The organism is Bradyrhizobium sp. SZCCHNR1098 (assembly GCF_032489375.1).
Taxonomy (GTDB): Bacteria; Pseudomonadota; Alphaproteobacteria; order Rhizobiales; family Xanthobacteraceae; genus Bradyrhizobium.
In genome coordinates this window covers 136,248-158,563 of the sequence record NZ_JAUEXY010000011.1, presented here as the reverse complement: position 1 = coordinate 158,563, position 22,316 = coordinate 136,248, and the positions used below count along the sequence as shown (strand labels likewise).

Genomic DNA, 22,316 nt, shown 5'->3' with positions numbered 1-22,316 from the left:
GATCGTAGATTATTTGGGGGCGACGGACTGCGCGAGATGCGGCCCGGTGCCGCTGTCGACGATTTCGGGCCGCGAGCTGTCGATCGCGCCGGTCCAACCGCCGCCCAAAGCCTTGGCCAGTGCGACGTAGTTTTTCGCCAAGGTCGCGCGGCTGGCGAGCAAATTGTCCTCGGCCGTGAATTGTGAGCGCTCGGCGTCGAGCACGTCGAGGAAAGTGCTGGACCCCGTCTGATAGAGCGAGCGCGACAGCCGTGCAGCCTCGCCATAGCGTCGCGCCGACTCCGTCAGGCTGCGGATGCGGATGCGTTCCTGGGCGAGATTGACGATGGCGTTCTCGACGTCCTCGAGCGCGCTCAACACGGCGCTCTGCCAGGCGACGTGGTACTCGTCGCGCTGCGCCTCGGCGATCTCCACCGCCGCCTGCAGCTTGCCGCCGTTGAAGATCGGCACCGACACGCTGGGGCCGATCGACCAGCCGATGGTCGAGCTCTTGCCGAGATCGCCGAGCTTCAGCGCGCTGGTCGAGACCGAGCCGCTGAGGCTGACATCCGGATACAGCGCAGCCGTCGCTTGTCCGATCTTCGCGGTGAACTGTGCGAGCTGCCGCTCGGCCTTGCGGACGTCCGGCCGCATCACCAGCACGTCGGCCGGGATGCCCTTCGGCAACGGCAGGCGTGGCGCCGGGATCGCCGCAGTGCGCGACAGGCGCAGGCTCAGTGCGGCCGGGTCGCGGCCGAGCAGCACGCCGAGCCGGTGCACGGCCTGCTGATAGCTGCTCTCATAGGTCGGGATGGTGGCTTCGGTGCTGGCGGCGAGCGCGGAGGCCTTGGCGGTGTCGACGGCCGACGCCGAGCCGGCATTCTGCTTGCGCTCGGTCAGTGCCGCGGTTTCGCGCTGCGAGGCCGCCGTGCGCCGGGCCAGCGCCACCCGCGCCTGATAGGCGCGGGCATCGATGTAGTTCGAGGCGACGTCGCCGATCAGCGTCAGCAAGGTCGCGCGCAGATCGTCCTCCGCAGCGTCGACGCCATAGCCCGCGGCCTCAACCGCGCGGCGGTTGGCGCCGAACAGATCGAGCTCCCAGCTCGAATCGAAGCCGGCCTGGTACTGGCTGTAGGTGGTAGGAGCGATCGCGATGCCGCTCGTCGAGCTGCCGGCGCTGCGGGTCTCCGTCGCCGTGCCGGTGCCGCTCACTGTGGGAAACAGTGCGCCGATGGCTTGGCGCTGCGTCGCCCGCGCCTCGCGGATGCGCGCCTTGGCGGCGGCGACGTCGAGATTGCCGCTGACGGCGTCTGCGATCAGCTGATCGAGCATGACATCGCCGAGGCTGCGCCACCAATGTGCGAGCTTCAGCGCTTGCGTGGGTTTGTTGCGGTCGCTGCTCCAGCTCTGGGGCATGCCGAAATCCGGCTTCACGTAGTCGGGCCCGACGGCGCAGCCGGCGAGCAGCGGTGTGGCCAGGCAGAGTGCGAGCAGGAGAGGCTTCACGGTGGCTGAGACGATCGCGGTTCGGAAGAGGGCCGCGCCGGCCGAAGAGCCATGCCGCAGGACTTCCCTGTTGATGCTTGTCTGATGCGTAAAGCCTAGGCGTGATACCAATTTCGCAGGATTAAGTCGCGTGAAGAAATGTTTCCGCCTTAACAATACAGCTTACTTTTGCCACGATCGGAGCTCGCTTCGGGCTGTTCTTTTGGACTCAAATCGACCATGTTCCGCGCATGATGTCGTCACACAATACCGCCGTGGCCGCAGACGCAAACATACCGGCAGCTGCGCGCATTCTCTGCGTCGAAGATGACCGGGAGATTGCGGCGCTGCTCACCGAGCTGTTGCAGGAGCACGGCTTCGCGCCGCGCTTCGTGTCCTCCGCGGCCGCAATGAACGACCTCTTGCAGCGCGAGCAGGTCGACCTCATCATGCTCGACGTGATGCTGCCGGACGATGACGGCATGAGCATCTGTCGCCGCCTTCGCCAGATCTCGACCGTGCCAATCATCATGGTGACGGCGAAGGGCGAGGACATCGATCGCATCCTCGGTCTCGAGCTCGGCGCCGACGACTATGTCGTCAAGCCGTTCAATCCGCGCGAGCTGGTGGCGCGGATCCGCGCGCTGCTGCGCCGCTCGCAATTGCATCCCGCCGTGATCGCGGCGCGGCAGGCACCGATGACTTTCGACGGCTGGCGCATCGAGCCGGCGACGCGCACGCTGTTCGATCCCGACCGCGTCAAGATCACGCTGACCAGCGCCGAGTTCGACATCCTCCTGGCGTTCTGCCGCAACGCTGGGCGGGTGCTGTCGCGCGAGCAACTGATCGAGCTGGCGCATGGCGGGCAGGCCGGGCCGGTCGAGCGCAGCATCGACGTTCACATCAGCCGCATCCGCCAGAAGATCGAGCCCGGCGCCAGGAGCTGGACCCTGATCAAGACGGTGCGCCTCGGCGGCTACGTCTTCACGCCAAGAGTCGAGAGCATCGATGACGCCTGATAGCAAGCCGTGCCCGCGCCTCGGCCTCACCACGCAGATCGTGACGCTGGCGTCGCTGTCGGTGCTGTTCGGCATGGTCGTGATGATCGCGGCGGCGCTGCTGTTCCTCGATCCGCCCGACGAGCAGGAATCGCCGGCCTACGGCATCGCGCGCGTGGCCGAGGCGGTGCACTTCGTCCGCGCCGCGAACGACCCCGTGGCCGTCGACAGCAGCCTGTCGAGCCTGCGCAGCTCCGGCATCCAGGTCGAGCTGGTGCCGCTGACCTCGCTCACGCTGCTCGCCAAGCCGGTCAGGGACGTGCCATGGACCTCGCGGCTGGCCCGCCGTCAGCTCAGCGTGCTGCGTGACATCACCTTGCTCCACGGCGTCGGCTATGGCGCGTCGCCGCCGACCCAGATCATCGTCCAGGTCGACGGCGAGCGTGCGCTGGTGTTCGATGACGTGCCACGCCTCGAATTCTGGTCGATGGTGCTGAAGCCGACGGCGGTGTTCCTGTTCCTCATCCTGATCCTGGGCGTGCTGCTGTCGATCTACGCGGCGCGGGCGATCATCCGGCCGCTGTCGGAGATGGCGCGCGCGGCGGCGGCGTTCGGCCGCTCGCCGGGAGCGCAGGAGCCGCTGAGCCGGCGCGGGCCCCGGGAGATCGCCCAGGTCGCCGAGGCGCTGAACGAGATGCAGGCGCGCATCCGCGCGCTGCTCGACGACCGCACGCGCATGCTGGCCGCGATCAGCCACGATCTGCGCACGCCGCTGACGCGGCTCCGGCTGCGCTCGGAGCGCATCGCTCAGGTCGAGATGCGCAGCGCGATGCTGCGCGACATCGACCAGGTCAGCCGCATGCTCGACGAGACGCTGGACTATCTGCGCGACGACACCAAGGCCGAGCAGCCGGCGCGGATCGAGCTGTCGAGCCTCTTGGAGACGATCTGCTGCGACTTCGCCGATGTCGGCCACGCCGTGACCTTCGATGGACCGTCGCGGCTGGTCTGCGAGGGCCGGGCGCGGGCGCTGTCGCGCGCCGTCACCAACGTGGTTGAGAACGCGGTCAAGCACGGCAGCGAGGTCGTGGTCAGCCTGTCGACCCTGGCCGACGGCATGATCGCGATCGAGGTCGCCGACGACGGTCCGGGCATTCCGCAGGCGCTGCAGGCGCGCGCGCTGGAGCCGTTCGTCAAGCTCGACCAGGCCCGCTCCGCCGGCGGCTTCGGCCTCGGGCTGTCGATCGCGCAGGAGATCATGAAGAAGCATGACGGCGGTATCGCGCTGATGCCCAACGCCCCGCGCGGTCTGCGGGTGCGGCTGTCGCTGCCGCTGCGCATCGCGATGCCCGCGGCGATCCCCGCCAAGGTGGCGTAGCACACGCCACGAGAAGGAAACCCCGCCGGTGCTGATCCCGGCGGGGCGTTTGCGTTTGCCGATGTCGAGGGACGGCGATCAGCTCACGCGCTTCCAGGTCTGGCCGCCGCAGAACAGGCCGCCAAAGGCGCAGCCCTGGACCCGCAAGGTGTTCGGGTTCTTGAGCACCACGGTGGAGTCGTAGTTGCCGCCGCCGTCCGGGTCATGGATGCGGCCGACCCATTTGCTGTCCTTCGGCTTCATGTTGATCAGGATCTTCTCGCGCGTCTTCTCGGCAAAGCCGCAGATGTTGGCGCCGCAGGGCTCGATCACGACGTTGCCCTTGCCGCCCTCGGTGGCCCACAGCCCGAGCGGCGAGTTCGGATCGGCCGCCGTCGCCGGGGCGGGCTGAACTGCGGCAGGCGCCGCGGCGACGGTGACCGGCGCGGGTGCCGGAGCAGGTTGGGGAGCAGGCGCGGTCGCCGCGACCGGTGCCGGCGGCACTGGCATCTGCCCCGTCGTGGATGGCGCGACGGAAGCGGGCGCTGCGGGGGCTGGCGCGGCCACGGCTGGTGCGGCGGCGACGGGCGCAGGCGCATTCACGACCGGCGCAGCGGGCGCCGTGGCGGCGGGGGCCGGAGCGCTGGCCGCAGGCGCGCTGCTCGCCGGCGCATCATCGTCGAGCTTGGACGATGTCAGCCCGCTGAGGTCGATGCCGGACACCTGCAGACAGGACAGCGACTGGCAGTTGCGCGGCACGGTGACGCGGATCTTGTGTCCGTCGAAATTGAACGCGATCGAGCTGCCGGCCTGCGCGGCGCTGCTCGCGATCAGAACGGCCGCTGCGGCCAGAAAGACGGTCTTCATGGATGAGCTCCCTCGGGACGGCGTCGTGAACCTGAGGGACCTGTTAAACGCGGGCGCCGGCGCGATCTGTGACAGAGATCACAGCCGACGGATGCGTGTCTGACGACGACAACTCCGCGCGGGAAGGTGGGCGATGGCACGCCGCCGGCCGACAGCCGCCCGTCAATCGATCGAGATCGGATCTCAGCGATCAGATCATCCCGACGACGATGGCGCCGACGAATGCAAACACGATACACGTGACCACCATGCTCAGCCGATCGGCAGGGCTCATGGGACGGCTCCCGGTTTCGTATCTCTCGCGCACCTGACGTGCGCGTCGCTTCTGACGCAGGCGTTCCGCGGAGCGCGCGCCACACATATCCGATCGGCATCGGCAAAAAAGACAGCGCGGTTGTCGCTTCCCCGTAAATGGACTGCCTTTCACGTCACGATGGTTTGCGCGCCGTAAATGGACGGCATTGACAGGTCCTTAAGCAAATTGCCGCAAACCTCTGCATATGACGCGCGGAGTTCGTTTGTATCTCGTCGGCTCCATCGTCCTTGTCTCGCTTGCGGGTTGCGGCCGTGGATTCTTCCAGGAGCGCGAGCCGTGGCGGGCCGAGGCCGAGATCGCCTGCCTGAAATCGGGCGCGGTGAAGGAGAGCGCGGATATCGTCCGCATCAATCCGATCTCCGGCCCCGGCATGTGCGGCGCCGACTATCCGCTGAAGGTGGCAGCGCTCGGCGAAGCGACCACGAGCTATGGCTTCGCCGATGAAAGCCTGCGTCCACCGGCCGCGATCGGCGGCCAGCCGCGCTGGCCGATCAACCAGCCGCCGCAACGCTACGCCCCGCCCGCGACCTATCAGCCGCAGGCCGCGCCGCAGCCGGCCTATCCCGCGTCGAGCGCGGCCTATCCGAATTCGGCATCGCCGTCCTATGGCGCCCCTCCCGGCGCGCCACTGCAGCTCGAGCCGCCGGTCGGCGAGGACGACGTCGATCAGCCGGCCGACGCGGCCTATTCGCCCTATCGCGGTCAGCCGGCCGCTCGCACCGCCTATCCGCCGCAGGAACCGCCACCGCGGCTCGGACCGTCGCGCGATCCGGTCGGCACCGTCGGCCCGGTCGCGGTGAAGCCGACCGCGACGCTCGCCTGTCCGATCGTCTCGGCGCTTGACCGCTGGCTTGCGGAATCGGTGCAGCCGGCGGCCCAGCGCTGGTTCGGCACCAAGGTCGTCGAGATCAAGCAGATCTCGGCCTATTCCTGCCGCGGCATGAACGGCAATCCGAGCGCGCATATTTCCGAGCATGCCTTCGGCAACGCGCTCGACATCGCCGCCTTCACGCTCGCCGACGGCCGTCGCATCAGCGTCAAGGATGGCTGGATCGGCCTGCCGGAGGAGCAGGGCTTTCTGCGCGACATCCAGGGTGGCGCCTGCCAGCAGTTCACCACCGTGCTGGCGCCGGGCTCCAACGTCTATCACTACGACCACATCCATGTGGACCTGATGCGCCGTGCCAGCCGCCGCCTGATCTGCCAGCCGGCCGCGCAGTCCGGCGAGGCGGTGGCGGCGCGCGCGCAGCAGCGGCGCTATGGCTACGGCCAGCGCGAGCCCGACGTGACCAGCTCGATCCCGTCGCGCAAGCAGCCGCGCAGCATCGGCCAGCTGATCAACGAGGAAGACGAATTCCGGGACTATTGAGTGGCAATGGCGAATAGCGCGTCGCATCTCCCGGCCCGACCATCTCCTCACCCTTTGTCGTTCGCTTCGCGCTGTGCGCGGCTGTGGATTTCTTTCGCCGTCAGCCGCGCGTGAAGGCACTCTGTCCCGCCGCGAAACGGAAACGCCGATGTCACGCGCTGCGCATTAGGAGTCCGTTGACCAGTTTTGCCGTCCGCCATTGGCCGACACTAGACCTGCCACAGTCGCCAGGAACAAGGCGCGCGGGGTTCTGGTTGCTGCCGGATTGGGAGAGGCGGAGATGGTATCGTATCGCATCAAGGCGATTGGGGCGGGCTTCGAGGTCGGCACCGCCGAGCAGGCCGTGCTGGTCTGCCGTTCGCTGAAGATCGCCCGCCGCGCCGTCGCCGACGCGCAGCGCCTGGAGCGGATGCCGCCGAAGCCGATTCCCTGGCGCACGCCGCCGCAGAGTGAGACCTCCGCTGGCGGAGCGGACGATGCCGCGCGCAGCGAGGATACCGACATCGAGGTTCTCGTCGTGTCGGATGGCCCGACTCTGTGCTGCTGACTAACCGGCGCGGAAGCGGCAGAACTGGAACTGCTGCGTCGAGTCCCATGGCGTGCGATGCGCCTCGGTGCAACTGTCCTCCAGCGTGAAAGCAGGACCCAGCGTTGCGGCCAGGCTGTGGGCGTCGTAGCGGACGACCGGCAGTCCGCTGCACCTCTCCGGACCATCTGGCGCGAACGTGCCGATGATGACGGCCCCGCCGGGCACCACCGCCGCGCGCAGGCGGTCGACGTAGGCGGCGCGGTCCTCAGGCGCGGTGAGGAAATGGAAGGCGGCCCGGTCGTGCCAGACGTCGTAGCGCGCGTCCGGCGTCCAGGTGGTGACGTCGGAGGCGATCCACGTGACCCCGGCTGCCGCCGCGCCGAGCCTGCGGCGTGCCGTCGCCAGTGCCGCATCGGAGATGTCGAGCACGGCGAGCGCGCTGTAGCCGGCCGCGAGCAGCGCATCGACCAGCCGCGAGGCGCCGCCGCCGATATCGATGATCCGCGATGTCGGCGTCGCGCCGGCCTCGCGGATCAGCCGCAGCGAGGTCGCCGGATCGTCCTGGTACCAGCTGACCTCGGTCTCGGCCTTGGTGGTGTAGACGTTCTGCCAATGGGTGGTGCGGTCGGACATGGTTTCGGTCCCGAGGAGAGGCACACATTATAGCACGCGACGGCTCGAACTCTTGCCCAGGCGGTGGTGGGCTCCCCTCCCCCTTGCGGGGAGGGGTCGGGGGTGGGGGTCCCACGCGCTGAACGAGGTGAGATCCCCACCATCTGTCGAGAACTCATGGGGTGCGTAACGCGACACGCAACGAAGCGTCGTGCCTGTCGGCGCGCTGGCTCTCATCAACGGCGGGACGCGTGAATACCAACCCCCAACCCCTCCCCGCAAGGGGAGGGGAGCGCACCGCCTGCGCGGCGATAGCGTGCCTTGAACGCGCTGCCGGAACGGTCATGCCGCTACGACGATCAAGTCCTCAAAACGTCCCCGCCACCGTCACCCGGAACGTCAGCGGCTCGATCGGGTGCAGCACGCGGTCCATCACGCCAGTCTGGCAGACCTGCGCCGGAACCGGCGTCGCGGGCGGCGATACATAGCAGTCCTTGTAGAGCTGGTCGGTCGGCAGCAGCGAGCCGTAACCGTAGGAGATCTGGCTGGCCTTGGTGTTGAGCAGGTTCAGCACGTCGAGCTGGATGCGCCAGCCATTGGCGTCGCGGAAGCCGATGCGGCCGTTGAACACGCTGGTCGCGGTCGAGCGGAAATAGTTGTCCTCGGTCAGTGGCGTCGATCCGAGATAGCGCCAGCGCAGGCCGCCGAACCAGCCGGTCTTCTCGCCCAGCGTGATGCCGGCCGAGGCGATCATCGACGGCGCGTTGGGGATGTAGTTGCCCGGTGCATTGCCAAGCTGTGCCTGGGGGTAGCCGGCGAGCGAGGTGTAGACCGCCGCCTGGTCGGTGTTGTCGCCGACGAAACGCGCATGCGTCATCGCCAGATCGGCATCGATGTCGATCCACGACGCCGGCCGGTAATGGTTGGTCAGCTCGAAGCCGTAGCGCCGGCTCGGCCGGCTCGCCTCGGTGTCGCCGGCATCGCCGGAGAACAGGATCTCGGAATCCTGGTTGAGCATGAACACGCTCAGCGACGAGTCGAGTCCCGGAATGATGCGCGTGCGCACGCCGACCTCGGCGCCCTTGGTCCGCACCAGCAGCGGCGACGACTCGATCCGGTTGCCCGGCGCATTCGGATCGTCCGTGGTGGTCGCGCCGCGGGCATCGTTGCTGTGCATGCCATAGCCGGCGCCGACGAAGAACTCGGTCTTGTTGAACGGCCCGATCACCATCCTGAACTTCGGACTGCCGAGGCTGGCTGCGGCATCGCCGGTGTTGTTGCCGTTGGTCAGCGAATACACGTGGGTCTGATAATAGTCGCCGCGATAGCCGACCGTGGTGCGCAGCCAGTCGGTCCAGCGCACCGTGTTTTCGACATAGAGCCCGACGCTGCCTTCGCCGACCTTGTCGGCGCGAACGACGCCGGTGTTGTTGGCATCGATGTCGGAGAGCAGCACCCGCTGACGGGTGTTGGTCAAGGCGAGCGCGATGTCGTCATAGCGCGTCTGGATGCCGACGGTCGTCTCCATCGGCTGGCCGGCAAAGCTGCCGTTCAAGGTGCGCGACGCGTTGGCGCCGAGCATCAGCCGGTCGTCGTGCTGGTGGAACTGGTCGCCATTGACCGGGTCGCGCAGCGCGTAGGTGAAATTGTTGTAGAGATCGAGCTGGCTCTTCACCACATAGGCGTTGGCCTTCCAGGAGCCGGCGTCGTCGGTGCCGGCGATGCGGCCGGACAGCGCGAAGCGGTTGGTCTTGCCGCCGTCGGTCGGATCGACCGCATCGTAGCGGCCGAGCAGGCCGGAGGTGATGGCGCGCTCCGGCACCTGGTCGGTCGAGGTCCAGCGGTTCGCATAGGCCATGCCGGTGATCGAGAAGCCGTCGGTCGCGGTGCCCTGCGAATACCGCATCAGGCCGTTCAGCTTCTTCGCATCATCGGGCGCGGTCCACGGTCCGTCATAGCGGCCCGCCTCGCCGGCGATCAGCAGATGGCCTTCGCCGACATGCACCGAGTCCATGCCGAAGAAGCGGCGATAGCCGAAACTGCCCGCCGTCATCTGCACGATCGCCTTCGGCACGCTGTCGACCAGGCCGATATGGACGCTGCCGACCGAGGCGAAGTCGCCTTCGTCGGCGAAGTAGGGCCCCTTGCGCACGTCGACACGGCCGATCGTCTCCGGCATCAGCCAGTTGAGATCGGCATAGCCCTGGCCATGGGCATGGGTGCGCATGTTGACCGGCACGTCATCGACGAAGAGCGCGAGATCGGTGCCGTGGTCGAGATTGTAGCCGCGCAGAAAATACTGGTTGGCTTTGCCCTCGCCGGAGTGCTGCGTGACGATCAGGCCGGGCACGGCTTCCAGCACCTCGCCCGGCCGCGTAGCCGGGCGGGCGTTGATCTCCTCGCCGGATATCACGACCTCGCTCGCCATGCCCTGCGGCCGCGCCGGGCCGGAGCCGACATTGGGCGCGCCGGACGGTGTAGCCGCGGCCGTGGCGGCCGGCATCACATGCGCAGTCGCACCGGCCGTGCCCGGCTTCGGCCGCTGCGCCGCGCGCCGGACCTGCGGCTTCGGCTTGGCCGTGCGTCGGGGGGCATCCACGTCGACCGTCGGCAACTCGGCAGGGGCCCGTTCCGGATGGGCGTTTGCCTGCTGCGCCAATGCCGCCATCAGCACGCCAACACTCGCCCCACGCCACCGCATCGTCACGCCCCTAGAGCTCGCCACAGGGCATGCATCTTCAACTGCCGCGCGCCTTCGTTGGCCCGCGACATGCTCGCTTGGATCGCCCTACTGTCGAATGTTAAAGAACGCTAAGGTGACACCGGTATGATGTCAACGTGAATACATCATACTCATGCGGTGGATAGGCGCTTGCCGCGCAGCTCGAGGAGACGGACATGCAGCGCCTGACGATCACGATCGACGACGATCTGCTGGCCGAGGTCGACGCCTTCATGGCCCGGCGCGGCTACGACAATCGTTCGGAGGCGTTTCGCGATCTGCTGCGCAGCGGCTTAGAGACGGCTGACGCCGGCGCCAGCGACAGCCGCCACTGCATCGCGACGCTCAGCTACGTCTACGACCATGCCGCGCGCGAACTGCCGAAGCGACTCACCCAGGAGGCGCACGATCATTCCGGCCTCGCCCAGGCGACCCTGCACGTGCACATCGACCAGGAGAGCTGCCTCGAGGTCACCGTGCTCAAGGGCGAGCGCCGCGAGGTCAAGGCCTTCGCCGACCACGTCATCGCCGAACGCGGCGTCCGCCACGGCCACGTCGCGATGATGCCGGTCGAGGCGGCGCAGGATCATGAGCACGCGCACAGCCATTCGCATTCTCACAGCCACAGCCATTCGCATTCCCACACCACGAAGAGCGGGAAGAAGTAGAAGCGGCTCGGCAAGGACAGTAGGGTGGGCAAAGGCGCGCCCCCAATCCTGCTGATCACACTCGATGCATCACGCGCCGTGCCCACCGCGGCGCATCGGCTGAGAATGGTGGGCACGGCGCCGTTGCATCGTCACCCGTGGCTGCGGCGGAGCAAGGCGTCCTTGCGCCGACGTGTCCCCAAGCCGATCAGGCGGAGGCAATCGAGAGTCTTGGCGCGGCCCCTGGATCGCGTCGCTTCGCTCGCGATGACGCCGTGCTACTGCGGTCGCGCGCCCTAGAATGCCGTCGCTCGTGCCGGTGATGACAATGGTACGAGATGCCGCAGGTACTTTGGCAGCGGCGGGGAAGGTTTAATCCTGAAACGCGTCAACTGGTGCATTCACGACAGCAGATATTCCGTCGCTGTTGCGCCCAGAATCCCATTTTGTCCCGAAGCGGACATTGTTCATCGTGGGCTTATCGAACGAAACGCAATCCATCTAGCCGCCGACGATCGTTCGAGCCAAACCTTCATACGCTCGCTTACCCAATGGAGCGTATGCTCACGAGCGATGTCCGTGCCCGGATGTCGATCTGCGCGGAAGGAATGTGTGCCCTGGACCTGCAATTCGGGCGTAGGCCGGACGGCGAGAGCCCACAACCGAGGCATCTGCGCCAGAAGAGTGGGTTCGTGGGAGCATCCCAAAATGTAGTCCTCTGGTTCGCCTGTCTCGGGATACGACATCGGCTCATTGGTATCCGTGCTCCAAGTCTGCCAATCGAGGCGGACGACTTTCCCATACTGAGTCTGCTCGAAGTCAAAGCCAGTCAACTGGCTGCGTTCAAGGTCACGTCGAAATTCGTCGGTGACGATGATGAAGCCGAATGGCTGGGTCATCGGCGGCACATATGGGCCAGTGCGCAAGATGCGGATGATCGGCGGTCCGACGCACTCGGTCGCTTCAACGAGGCCGTTCAAAAGAATATCGCCGTAGTCACCCCAGGGAGATCTGACGGATTCCATAGCGAAGAACTTTGACATGGTAGGCCCAGGATGCGCGGCTGCCGAGCTTCGATTGCCCCAATCCGCAACCGCTTGCAAGGTCGGCTCGCGCCCCTTCTCGGACGCTAGGCTTCTTCCGCGGATACGGCGCCGTGGTATCGTCGCCCGCTGCTGCAGCGGTCGCGCGCGGTTAAAGCCGGCTGCGCGCAGAATCCGATTTCGTTTGCCCGATCAAGCTGATTTGCCCTGTCCAGTCCCTCGCGCAAAAATTTTCATCTTCCATTTTTCCGAATTTCATGGTTGTCTACCGCCATCCCGGCTCGATCGAAGAGGGACGTTTCGCGGTCGTCACGAGCGTTGGAGGCGGGGAGTGGTGGCCTGTCGGCGCGCAGCGCGCTGGAATCGCGAGCGGACGAACGCGACCGGCAGGACGATGAAGTCGTATGGTCCTGGCGCCCCGATGCTGGCGTCAAGTTCGCAGCAGATGCTCGCGCATCTGCGCGGGCGACGGTGGCTACAAGCCCGGACACCGGGGAGACTACGTATAAATCGTAAGCCCATCGCGCAGGGAGGGCCGGGTGTGTTCGGCCAGACCTGTGGTACCTGCCGCCTGCATTTTTTTGAGCAGGCGGGCCACGGGCGCGGCCAGCGCCCGGCCTTCCCTGCACCCTCCGATCGATCCGAGGGTGATCCGAACGCAAAGCTCGGGCGTCACCAGCCGCGAGAAGGAGAGCGCATGTCTTATGCTGGCATATCTCGGGCTGACATGTCTTGCGCCGATATCTGTTGTGCCGACATCGCCGCGCGCATCGCTGCGGTCAGCGGCGTCTCAACTCTTGATGCCGTAGGTCGCGAGGAACATGCGGACGGCGCTCGCCACCACTTTGTGTACCTCGTCGGGCGAGGGGGCGGGGGCTCCCTGAAAGATGAAGGGCAGGAACAGCGTGGCCTGGCACATCAGCTGGAATTGCGATGCGGCGAGGTGGCAGTCGTCGATGGCGAGCTCCCCGGCATCGACGCGCGCCTGCAGATAGGCGGCGAGCCGGCCGATCGTGCCCTCGATGACGCAATCATAGTAGCGCCGCCCCACCTCCGGCATGCGTTCGGCAATCGCCATCACGGTGCGGATCGCCGATCCGCCGCCGGGGCGGCAGACGACCGCGATCCAGGCGGTGCCGAATTCGTACAGCACGGTCGCGGCGTCGCGGGCGGGATCGAAGCTGAAGTTCGAGGCGCCCCGATGCACGGTCTCCTCCGCGACGATCGCCTCGAACAGGCGGAATTTGTCGGCGAAGTAGACGTAGAGGGTACCCTTGGAGACGCCGGCCACGCGCGCGATCTCGCCCATGCTGGCGCCGTCGAAGCCCATGTCCATGAACACCTTGCGGGCGCCTTCGAGGATTTGCCGGCGCTTCGAGGAATCGTCGTCCGACGTTGCTTGGGTGGTATTGTGGTCCGCCTCAATCATTGGTTTAGGCTGTTCCCGAAGATTTGGCCGGCGCCAACGTCACCAAGGCATCCGCGCGGATATGTTGCGATAGCGAAGATGTATATTGACCGAACGGTTCGGTCAATGGTAGATGTGGATTGACCGTACGGTTCGGTCGGGATTTTCGGGGCCTGAGCGGCCCCGCTGTCATGGGTGGGAGTCTCTGATGGCCGCTGCGAGAGATCAGGCTGTACGGGCGCGCCGTCCGGACGCCGAGGAAGCGTCGAAACAGCCGAGCGCTGAGTCGGTCCGGCCGCAGCCCAGCGACATGGCGCAGCGCAAGCCGGCTGATGCCAAGCCGGCTGAGCTGAAGGCAGACGTCAGCACCGAGGCGCCATCCGAACGGCCCGCGCCGGCCGGCGCTCCTGCCGCAGCGAAGCCGCAAGCCGCGCCCGCCGCCGCGCCGAAATCCGGCAAGCGCAAGCGCGTGCTCGCCAGCATCGGCGTGCTGCTCGCGCTCGCCGCCGCCAGCTATGCCACGCACTATTATCTGGTCGGCCGCTTCATGGTTTCGACCGACGATTCCTATGTCCGCGCCAACAACACCATGCTGGGCGCGCGCGTCTCCGGGCACATCCAGGAGATCGTGCCGCGGGACAATTCGGTGGTCCGCAAGGGCGACGTGATCTTCCGCATCGATGACGGCGACTACAAGATCGCAGTCGACGCCGCGCGCAGCAAGATCGCCACCCAGGAGGCGACCATCGCGCGCATCGGCCGCCAGGTCGCCGCGCAGCAGAGCGCCGTCGAGCAGGCGCAGGCCAATCTCACCTCATCCGAAGCCGCGATGAAGCGCGCCGGGCTCGACTATGAGCGCCAGCAGGCGCTGAACAGCAAGGGTTTTGCCTCGCATGCGACCTTCGAGCAGTCGGAGGCCACGCGCGATCAGGGCATGGCCGGGGTGCGCGCAGCGCGCGCCGCGTTCGACGCCGCCCGCGACAATGTCGAGGTGACGAAGGCGCAGCAGGTCGAGGCCCAGGCGCAGCTCGCCGAGCTCAAGACCTCGCTCGCCAAGGCCGAGCGCGATCTCGAATTTGCCACCGTGCGCGCGCCGGTCGACGGCACCTTCTCCAACCGCCTCGTCAACACCGGCGATTTCGTCGCGGTCGGCCAGCGGCTCGGCAACGTCGTGCCGCTCGACGACGTGTTCATCGACGCCAACTTCAAGGAAACCCAGCTCAAGCGTATCCGTCCGGGCCAGCCGGTGACCATCAAGGTCGATGCTTACGGCGCGCGCGGCTTCAAGGGCGTGGTCGACAGCATCTCGCCGGCCGCGGGTTCGGTGTTCACCCTGCTGCCACCGGACAACGCGACCGGCAACTTCACCAAGATCGTGCAGCGCCTGCCGGTGCGCATCCGCGTGCCGAAGGACGTGGCGCGGCAGAACCTCTTGCGCGCCGGCATGTCGGTCTACGTCACGGTGGACACCACCGACGGCGCCAAGGATGCCGACAGTGACGGAGATCTCGACGCGCCGGCGACGGTGCAGGGGAAGTAGCAAGTTGATCTAACCGGCGCGATTGCATTCGCTGTCGCGTCATCGGAAGTCAGCTCCCTCCCCCCTTGCGGGGAGGGTTGGGGTGGGGGGTCTCCGGGCGAGACCGCCGTTGGGGACCCCCACCCCCGACCCCTCCCCGCCTAGCGAAGCTCCGCTTCGCGCGGGGGGAGGGGAGCGCACCTGTGACGCGGCGCGGTCATCGACTCCAGCGGACTCATTAGACCATGGCCACCGCCACCACAGCCAATCCCACCATGAGCGCACCGGCGGCGCCGTCGGACCGCATCGCGCCGCGGCGGCTGATCGCGTTCCTGATCATGGTGTTCGGCATGTTCATGTCGATCCTGGACATCCAGATCGTGTCGGCGTCGCTCAGCGAGATCCAGGCCGGACTGTCGGCGAGCTCCAGCGAAGTGTCCTGGGTGCAGACCGCCTATCTGATTGCCGAGGTGATCGCGATTCCCTTGTCCGGCTTTCTGTCGCGCGCGCTCGGCACGCGGCTGTTGTTCGCGATCTCGGCCGCGGGATTCACCATCTCCAGCTTCCTGTGCGGCTTCGCGTCCTCGATCGAGCAGATGATCGTATGGCGCGCGCTCCAGGGCTTTCTCGGCGCCGGCATGATCCCGACCGTGTTCGCCTCGGCCTACACGGTGTTCCCGCGCTCCAAGTTCAACGTCGTCGGCCCGATCATCGGGCTCGTCGCCACCCTTGCGCCGACGGTCGGCCCGACGGTCGGCGGCTACATTACCGACGCGATGTCCTGGCATTGGCTGTTCTTCGTCAACATCCCGCCGGGCATCCTCATCACGGTCGGCGTGCTCGCCTTGGTCGATTTCGACGAGCCGCATTTCGAGCTGCTCGACCGCTTCGACTGGTGGGGCCTGCTGTTCATGGCCGGATTCCTCGGCTCACTCGAATACGTGCTGGAGGAAGGGCCGCAATATGAGTGGCTGCAGGACACGTCGGTGGCGATCTTCGCCGCGGTCTGCGCCGTCTCGGCGGTGTGCTTCTTCTGGCGCGTGCTGACGGTCGACGAGCCGATCGTCGACCTCTATGCGTTCGGCGACCGCAACTTCACGGTCGGCTGCCTGCTGCAGTTCTGCATCGGCATCGGCCTCTACGGCCTGACCTACATCTATCCGCGCTATCTCGCCGAGGTGCGCGGCTACAGCGCGCTGATGATCGGCGAGACGATGTTCGTGTCGGGCGTGACCATGTTCCTGATGGCGCCCGTGGTCGGCCGGCTGATGGTGAAGATCGACATGCGCCTGATCATCGCCTTCGGCCTCGTCATCTTCGCCATCGGCTCCTACCAGATGACAGGGATCACCCGCGACTACGATTTCTGGGAGCTGTTCGTGCCGCAGGTGCTGCGTGGCGTCGGCATGATGTGCGCGATGGTACCGACCAACAACATCGCGCTCGGCACTCTGGCGCCGGACCGCGTCAAGAACGCTTCGGGCCTGTTCAACCTGATGCGCAATCTCGGCGGCGCGGTCGGACTCGCCGTGATCAACCAGGTGCTCAACGACCGCACCGACCTGCACATCTCGCGCCTGCACGAGCGGGTGACCTGGGGTAATGCGACCGCGGTCGAGACCCTCAACATGCTGCAGCAGAAGCTGCAGGGCATGGGCGATTCCGCGCTGATGGCGATGAAGCAGCTCTCGCAGATCGTGCACCGGCAGGCCGTGGTGATGGGCTATGGCGATGCCTTCTTCATGCTGACCTGCTTCTACATTGCGCTCAGCTTCATGGTCATGCTGCTCAAGAAGCCGAGTTCGCCGATGGCGGGCGGCGGCGACGCACATTGACGTGAGCGGCTCCTGCGCGTGCCGCGGGTTGCCAAATCATACCGTCGATGGTATGGAGCAGGAATTGTCGCTCGAACCGGGGAGATTTGCATGACCACATCGCATCTGCAGATCGCATGCACCCGCTCGATGCCTGTTCTGGTGTTCGGCCGCTCGCTTTGAGCACCATCGCTTAACTTCCCAACGCCTGATTACTCATCCGCAGACCGCGCGCCGCGTCGCGTCTGCACTATTTGGAGCCGGCCTGGCGCGACGAGCGCGGCCGGATGATGCCATGACCGTCGACGTCTCCGGCCTGAAGGCCGACAAGCGTCCCGCCGCCATCCGCGTCGTGATGCCGTTCGTGTTCCGCCACTGGCTGAAGCAGCCGCGCATGACCCTCGGCATTGCGTGCGCGCTGTTGGGCGCCACCGCTGCCGATCTGTTCATGCCGCTGTTCTCCGGCCGGCTGGTCGATGCCCTTACTCTGGGCCCAGGCAATGCCGATGCACGGCACAGCGCGCTGGTGGCGTTCGCCGCCATCGTAGGCCTCGGCTTCGCCTCGATCGTGCTGCGATTGTCGGGCCTGCAACTGATCGTGCCGTTCACGCTGCGCATCATGTCCGATGTCGCGCGCGACGCCTTCGTGCGCGTGCAACGCTTCTCGACCGACTGGCACGCCAACAGCTTCGCCGGCTCGACCGTGCGCAAGATCACCCGGGGCATGTGGGCGCTCGACCTCTACAACGACACCATCCTGCTGGCGCTGCTGCCGTCGCTCTCGGTGCTGCTGGGCTCGATGGTGCTGCTCGGGCTGCACTGGGGCGCTCTGGGCGGAGTGATCGCGATCGGCGCAGTGCTCTATGTCGCGATGACCGTCGTGTTCTCGACCCGCTACATCGCCCCGGCCGCGCGCATCTCCAATGCCTGGGACACCAAGGTCGGCGGCACGCTGGCCGACGCGTTGAGCTGCAACGCGGTGGTGAAGTCGTTCGGCGCCGAGGCGCGTGAGGACGGTCGGCTGATGCGCGTCGTCAGCCGCTGGTCCCGGCGGGTCAATCGCACGTGGCTGCGCTACAACACCACGGCTGCGGTGCAGCTCGGCGTGCTCTTGTGCCTGCGCTCCTCGGTGATCGGCGGCGCCGTGCTGCTGTGGATGGCAGGCAAGGCCTCGCCGGGCGACGTCACCTATGTGCTCACCAGCTATTATGTGATCCATGCCTATCTGCGCGACGTCGGCATGCACATCAACAACCTGCAGCGGGCGGTCAACGACATGGACGAGCTGGTGGCGATCCATGGCGAGCCGATCGGCATCGTCGATGCGGCGGACGCGAAGCCGATCGCGGTGACCGGCGGGCACATCGTATTCGATGCGGTGACGTTCCACTATGGCGGCCATCGCAGCTCCCTCTACGACAGGCTGTCGGTGGACATCCGGCCGGGCGAGCGGATCGGGCTGGTCGGGCGCTCGGGCTCCGGCAAGACGACCTTCGTCAAGCTGGTGCAGCGGCTCTACGACGTCAGCGGCGGCCGCATCATGATCGACGGCCAGGACATCGCGCACGCCAAGCAGGACTCGCTGCGCAGCCAGATCGCGATCGTGCAGCAGGAGCCGATCCTGTTCCACCGCTCGCTGGCCGAGAACATCGCCTATGGCCGGCCCGGCGCCAGCCAGGCCGAGATCGAGCAGGCGGCGCGGCTCGCCAACGCGCATGAGTTCATCACGCGCCTGCCCAAGGGCTACGGCACGCTGGTGGGCGAGCGCGGCGTCAAGCTGTCGGGCGGCGAGCGGCAGCGGGTCGCGCTGGCGCGGGCGTTCCTGGCGGACGCGCGGGTGCTGATCCTGGACGAGGCGACCTCGAGCCTCGATTCGGAATCCGAGGCGCTGATCCAGGAGGCGATGGAGCGGCTGATGAAGGGCAGGACGGCGATCGTGATCGCGCATCGTCTGGCGACCGTGCGCAGTCTCGACCGCATCCTGGTGTTCGATCGCGGCCGCATCGTCGAGCAGGGCAGCCACGCCGCGCTGGTCGGCAGACCCGGCGGGCTCTACCGCAGCCTGTTCGAGCGCCAGGCCACCGAGTTCGGCCAGCTCTCGGCGGCTGGTTAACAAAAATGGTGAGGGGCCCGGCGCTGTCGGCGCCGAGCCCCTCATGAACATATCAGCCGGCCTGTAAGCCGGGTTCTGTAGGGCACCGTGATGCTTGCGCATGACGATACGTGACGGCCATTCCTCTGGGATCGCGCTTGCGCGTGACCTCGGGCAACCTACCCGGACGGCGAGCCTGACATCGCTCCCGCGGACGTCATCGCCTTGGCATCATCTGCCTTGGCGATTGTCTCCGCGTGGCCGTCCCTATTCGGTTTTGCTCCCGGTGGGGTTTACCATGCCGGTTCCGTTGCCGGCCCCGCGGTGCGCTCTTACCGCACCTTTTCACCCTTACTGCCTCCCTCGCGGGAGGAAGCGGTTCGTTCTCTGTGGCACTATCCCTGGGGTCGCCCCCGCCGGACGTTATCCGGCACCGCATGTCGATGGAGCCCGGACTTTCCTCCCCGGCGGCCTTTCGGCACCTGCCGGAGCGGCCGTCCGGCCGACTGATGCAGCTTGAATGGGGCTTCTCGACCAGCACGTCAAGCCATCGCCATGCCGGCGCAAAATATTATCCTTCGCGTGTCGTTCCGTGTCGACGCCGTTCGACTGGATGTCGGCGATCCAGCCGAAGAGAGGAGCAAGTCCGATGCAGTATCTGTTGATGATCTACCTGAACGAGGCCGAATACGCGAAGATCGAGAAGGAGGCTGAAGGCAAGATGCTGGCGGAGTACCAGACGTTCACCCAATCGATCATCTCGAGCGGCAATTACAAGGGCGGTGACCGGCTGCAGCCGACCTCGACGTCGACGACCGTGCGGGTGCGCGACGGCAAGATCCTCACCACGGACGGTCCGTTCGCCGAGACCCGCGAGCAGCTCGGCGGCTACTACATGATCGAGGCCAAGAATCTCGACGAGGCGATCGGGATTGCCGCGCGTATTCCCGGCGCCCGTTTCGGCTCGATCGAGGTGCGGCCGGTCTGGCAATACAATCATTGAGACCGGTGCGGCTCGCTGCCGAGAAGGTCACCGATGACGCCTGATGCGATCGACAAGGTGTTCCGCGATGAGGCCGGCCGCGCACTCGCGACCTTGATCCGGCTCGTCGGTGACTTCGATCTGGCTGAGGACGTGCTGCAGGATGCGTTCGCTGCGGCGCTGCTCAAATGGCGGGGGTCCGACGCCCCCGCCAACCCGCGGGCGTGGCTGGTCAACGTCGCCCGCAACAAGGCGATCGACCGGATCCGGCGGCGGAGCAATTTTCGCGACAAGGAGGCGGAGATCGTTCATGCGATCGAGCGTGACGCCGCCAACGACGACGCCGACGCGCCGTCCGATCTCGACGATGACATGCTGCGGCTGATCTTCACCTGCTGCCATCCGTCGTTCGCGCCGGAGGTTCAGGTGGCGCTGACGCTGCGCACGGTCTGCGGCCTCACCACCGCCGAGGTCGCCCGCGCCTTTGTCGCCGGTGAGGAGGCGATGGCGCAGCGCCTCGTGCGCGCCAAGCAGAAGATCCGCCTCGCCGGCATTCCCTATGAGGTGCCGGGACGCGACGCGCTCGAGGAGCGGCTGCGCGGCGTCCTGACCGTGATCTATCTGGTGTTCACGGAGGGCTATCTCGCGACCTCAGGCACCGAGCTGATTCGCGAGGATCTCGCGCGCGAGGCGATCCGGCTGTGTCGCCTGCTGCTTGGCTTGATGCCGGAGGCGCGCGACATCAAGGGGCTGCTGGCGTTGATGCTGCTGCACGATGCGCGGCGCGCCGGCCGTACCAATGCGGCGGGCGACATCGTCCTGCTGGAGGAGCAGGACCGCGCGCTGTGGAATCGTGAGCAGATCGCCGAAGGGCTTGGGCTGGTCGAACAGGCCCTGGGCACGAAGGGGCTCCCGCAGCCCTATACGGTCCAGGCAGCGATTGCCGCGCTTCATGCTCAGGCCTCCAGCTACGCTGAAACGGATTGGCGGCAGATCGTGGGGCTCTACGAGGTTCTGCTGCGGATCGCGCCATCGCCCGTGATCGAGCTCAATCATGCAGCCGCCGTATCGATGGTCGATGGCCCGGCGCGGGCACTGGCGCTGGTCGATGCGCTGGCCGCGCGCGGCGGATTGAAGCAGTACGATCTTCTACCGGCGGTGCGGGCGGACCTCCTGCGGCGACTCGGTCGGCGCGACGAGGCACGCACCGCCTACCGCGAGGCGAGCGGGGCCACGCAGCTCGCGCCGCTCAGGCGTCTCTATGCTCGCCGGCTGGGGGAGCTCGATGTGGAGGCCTGACGTGTCAGACGCGCGGCGCCTGATCCTCGGCAGGCAGGCTCGTCAGCAGCGCATGCAACGTCCACAAGGTCGAGCGGTCGGCGATGCCGTCGATCTTTTCGGGGCGGAAGTGCCGTTGGAACGCGGTGACGACATCCATGGTGATGCCGTCGAATTTGCCCGTGATCGGCACGCCATAGCCGTATTTGGCGAGCGCCTTCTGCAAGCCCTTGACGTCATCGCCTATGCTGCCGAGCTTCAACGTCTCGCCCTTGGTGATCGCCGCCGGCTGCACCCAGTGGCCCACGCCCGAATTCGCCAGCGAATGCCACGGGAATTTCTCGCCGGGATCCTTCTTGCGCGCGGGCGCCACGTCGGAATGCCCGAGCACGCGATGCGCCGGCACATTGCGGCGAAGCATGATGCCTCGGCACAGCGCGATGACCGCCGCGATTTGCCGCGGTGGGAAATCCGGATAGCCCCAATCGTGGCCGCGATTGACGATCTCGACACCGATCGAGCAGGAATTGATGTCCTCGTCGCCGCCCCAGGACGAGAGACCCGCGTGCCAAGCGCGGAAGGCCTCCGGTACGCACTGGACGATGCGTCCGTCCTCAAGCACGACGTAATGGGCGGACACCTCGCTGCCGGCGGTGCAAAGCTTGGTGATCGCCCCTTCGACATCCGGCATTCCGGTGTAATGAAGAATGATCATGTCCGGCTGGCGCCCACCCTTGCGCTCGCCGAAATTGGCCGACGGGATCACGTCGGAGGCGATCGACGAGTCCGGCGTGAAGACCGGCAGGTCGGAAACGCCCTTGGGGATCGGCAGCGCACGGGGACGCTTCGATTCCGGCTTGTCGGATGGATTTGGCATGAACGACTCGAAGCGGACGGCGGCGGCGATGGCTCAAACCGAATATGGGCAGGCACTACTCTTTTACATGTCCCAGCCGCAATCGAAATCGCATGCGAGCCCTCGCTATTGAGCGGACCGTTGTATGGCGATTGCCAGTCCGCCGAACGGCGCGACGGCGTGCAGGACGAACGGTCTACCGGGCAGCTCCGCCTCGCGGTCCAAGTGCCCAACATCCGCCACAGACCGTCAACTGTTTGTTAACGCTAAACGCCGTTACTGAGTGGTGAAGAGCCAAGCCGGCTTTCGGGACGGCAAGCCGCCACGATGCAAGGTCCTGCACGGCAGATCACGATCGAAAGCGGTTCCGGGGCGCTCCGGCGCCGCGCGATCGCTGTCGGATCGAGGGTCTCGACAAGGCCGGATCGTGCCGCTGATGTGGG

At 66.6% G+C, this 22,316-nt stretch carries 17 protein-coding genes and 1 other RNA gene; 10 read left to right on the top strand and 8 right to left on the bottom strand.

Features of this window, described 5'->3' with window-relative positions:
- Positions 1 to 9 precede the first annotated feature (9 nt).
- A complete protein-coding gene (locus QX135_RS23140) occupies positions 10 to 1,485 on the bottom strand; it encodes an efflux transporter outer membrane subunit (protein ID WP_316178556.1) in 1,476 nt (491 codons plus the stop codon).
- 230 nt (positions 1,486 to 1,715) lie between these two features.
- Here QX135_RS23140 and QX135_RS23135 point away from each other — a divergent pair, with 230 nt between their 5' ends.
- Complete coding sequence (locus QX135_RS23135) at positions 1,716 to 2,483, top strand: response regulator (RefSeq protein WP_315796253.1); 768 nt, start codon at positions 1,716 to 1,718, stop codon at positions 2,481 to 2,483.
- Entirely contained in the window at positions 2,473 to 3,840 is a 1,368-nt protein-coding gene (locus QX135_RS23130; RefSeq protein WP_316178559.1) for an ATP-binding protein, read from the top strand. The genes QX135_RS23135 and QX135_RS23130 overlap by 11 nt, the downstream gene beginning before the upstream one ends.
- A gap of 78 nt (positions 3,841 to 3,918) precedes the next feature.
- On the opposite strand, the gene QX135_RS23125 is transcribed toward QX135_RS23130, so the two are convergent.
- Positions 3,919 to 4,686, bottom strand: a complete 768-nt coding sequence (locus tag QX135_RS23125; protein WP_316178561.1) for a DUF2147 domain-containing protein — start codon at positions 4,684 to 4,686, stop codon at positions 3,919 to 3,921.
- Between the two features lie 500 nt (positions 4,687 to 5,186).
- On the opposite strand from QX135_RS23125, the gene QX135_RS23120 reads away from it, so the two are divergent.
- Both QX135_RS23120 and QX135_RS23115 read left to right on the top strand, forming a co-directional pair.
- On the top strand, positions 5,187 to 6,371 hold the full coding sequence (locus tag QX135_RS23120; protein WP_315796257.1) for an extensin family protein: 1,185 nt from the start codon (positions 5,187 to 5,189) through the stop codon (positions 6,369 to 6,371).
- A 280-nt stretch (positions 6,372 to 6,651) separates the two neighbouring features.
- Positions 6,652 to 6,918 (top strand): hypothetical protein, encoded by a 267-nt coding sequence (locus QX135_RS23115; RefSeq protein WP_316178563.1) that lies wholly within the window; start codon positions 6,652 to 6,654, stop codon positions 6,916 to 6,918.
- On the opposite strand, the gene QX135_RS23110 is transcribed toward QX135_RS23115, so the two are convergent.
- Together QX135_RS23110 and QX135_RS23105 are read right to left on the bottom strand one after the other, a co-directional pair.
- Positions 6,919 to 7,533 (bottom strand): class I SAM-dependent methyltransferase, encoded by a 615-nt coding sequence (locus tag QX135_RS23110; RefSeq protein WP_315796261.1) that lies wholly within the window; start codon positions 7,531 to 7,533, stop codon positions 6,919 to 6,921.
- A gap of 346 nt (positions 7,534 to 7,879) precedes the next feature.
- Positions 7,880 to 10,213, bottom strand: a complete 2,334-nt coding sequence (locus tag QX135_RS23105; protein WP_316178565.1) for a TonB-dependent receptor — start codon at positions 10,211 to 10,213, stop codon at positions 7,880 to 7,882.
- Positions 10,214 to 10,410: 197 nt separating this feature from the next.
- Between QX135_RS23105 and nikR the strand changes: the two genes are divergently transcribed.
- Positions 10,411 to 10,902 (top strand): nickel-responsive transcriptional regulator NikR, encoded by a 492-nt coding sequence (gene nikR / locus QX135_RS23100; RefSeq protein WP_315736758.1) that lies wholly within the window; start codon positions 10,411 to 10,413, stop codon positions 10,900 to 10,902.
- Between the two features lie 446 nt (positions 10,903 to 11,348).
- On the opposite strand, the gene QX135_RS23095 is transcribed toward nikR, so the two are convergent.
- On the bottom strand, positions 11,349 to 11,924 hold the full coding sequence (locus QX135_RS23095) for a hypothetical protein (RefSeq protein ID WP_315736760.1): 576 nt from the start codon (positions 11,922 to 11,924) through the stop codon (positions 11,349 to 11,351).
- Positions 11,925 to 12,714: 790 nt separating this feature from the next.
- Complete coding sequence (locus QX135_RS23090) at positions 12,715 to 13,353, bottom strand: TetR/AcrR family transcriptional regulator (protein ID WP_315771377.1); 639 nt, start codon at positions 13,351 to 13,353, stop codon at positions 12,715 to 12,717.
- Positions 13,354 to 13,540: 187 nt separating this feature from the next.
- On the opposite strand from QX135_RS23090, the gene QX135_RS23085 reads away from it, so the two are divergent.
- The 3 genes from QX135_RS23085 (at position 13,541) to QX135_RS23075 (ending at position 18,778) form a co-directional block, all read left to right on the top strand.
- Complete coding sequence (locus QX135_RS23085) at positions 13,541 to 14,872, top strand: HlyD family secretion protein (RefSeq protein WP_316178569.1); 1,332 nt, start codon at positions 13,541 to 13,543, stop codon at positions 14,870 to 14,872.
- A gap of 224 nt (positions 14,873 to 15,096) precedes the next feature.
- Positions 15,097 to 16,686: a DHA2 family efflux MFS transporter permease subunit gene (locus tag QX135_RS23080; RefSeq protein ID WP_315736763.1), complete on the top strand. Its 1,590-nt coding sequence runs from the start codon at positions 15,097 to 15,099 to the stop codon at positions 16,684 to 16,686.
- A gap of 274 nt (positions 16,687 to 16,960) precedes the next feature.
- Positions 16,961 to 18,778, top strand: a complete 1,818-nt coding sequence (locus tag QX135_RS23075; RefSeq protein ID WP_316178572.1) for an ABC transporter ATP-binding protein — start codon at positions 16,961 to 16,963, stop codon at positions 18,776 to 18,778.
- A 48-nt stretch (positions 18,779 to 18,826) separates the two neighbouring features.
- Here the strand turns inward: QX135_RS23075 and rnpB are convergent.
- Positions 18,827 to 19,267, bottom strand: an RNA gene (gene rnpB / locus QX135_RS23070) — RNase P RNA component class A.
- A 139-nt stretch (positions 19,268 to 19,406) separates the two neighbouring features.
- Here rnpB and QX135_RS23065 point away from each other — a divergent pair.
- Positions 19,407 to 19,760, top strand: a complete 354-nt coding sequence (locus QX135_RS23065) for a YciI family protein (RefSeq protein WP_315736765.1) — start codon at positions 19,407 to 19,409, stop codon at positions 19,758 to 19,760.
- Between the two features lie 33 nt (positions 19,761 to 19,793).
- Entirely contained in the window at positions 19,794 to 21,038 is a 1,245-nt protein-coding gene (locus QX135_RS23060) for an RNA polymerase sigma factor (protein ID WP_316161500.1), read from the top strand.
- 4 nt (positions 21,039 to 21,042) lie between these two features.
- Here the strand turns inward: QX135_RS23060 and QX135_RS23055 are convergent, their stop codons facing one another.
- Positions 21,043 to 21,894: an N-acetylmuramoyl-L-alanine amidase gene (locus tag QX135_RS23055; RefSeq protein ID WP_315736768.1), complete on the bottom strand. Its 852-nt coding sequence runs from the start codon at positions 21,892 to 21,894 to the stop codon at positions 21,043 to 21,045.
- Positions 21,895 to 22,316 lie beyond the last annotated feature (422 nt).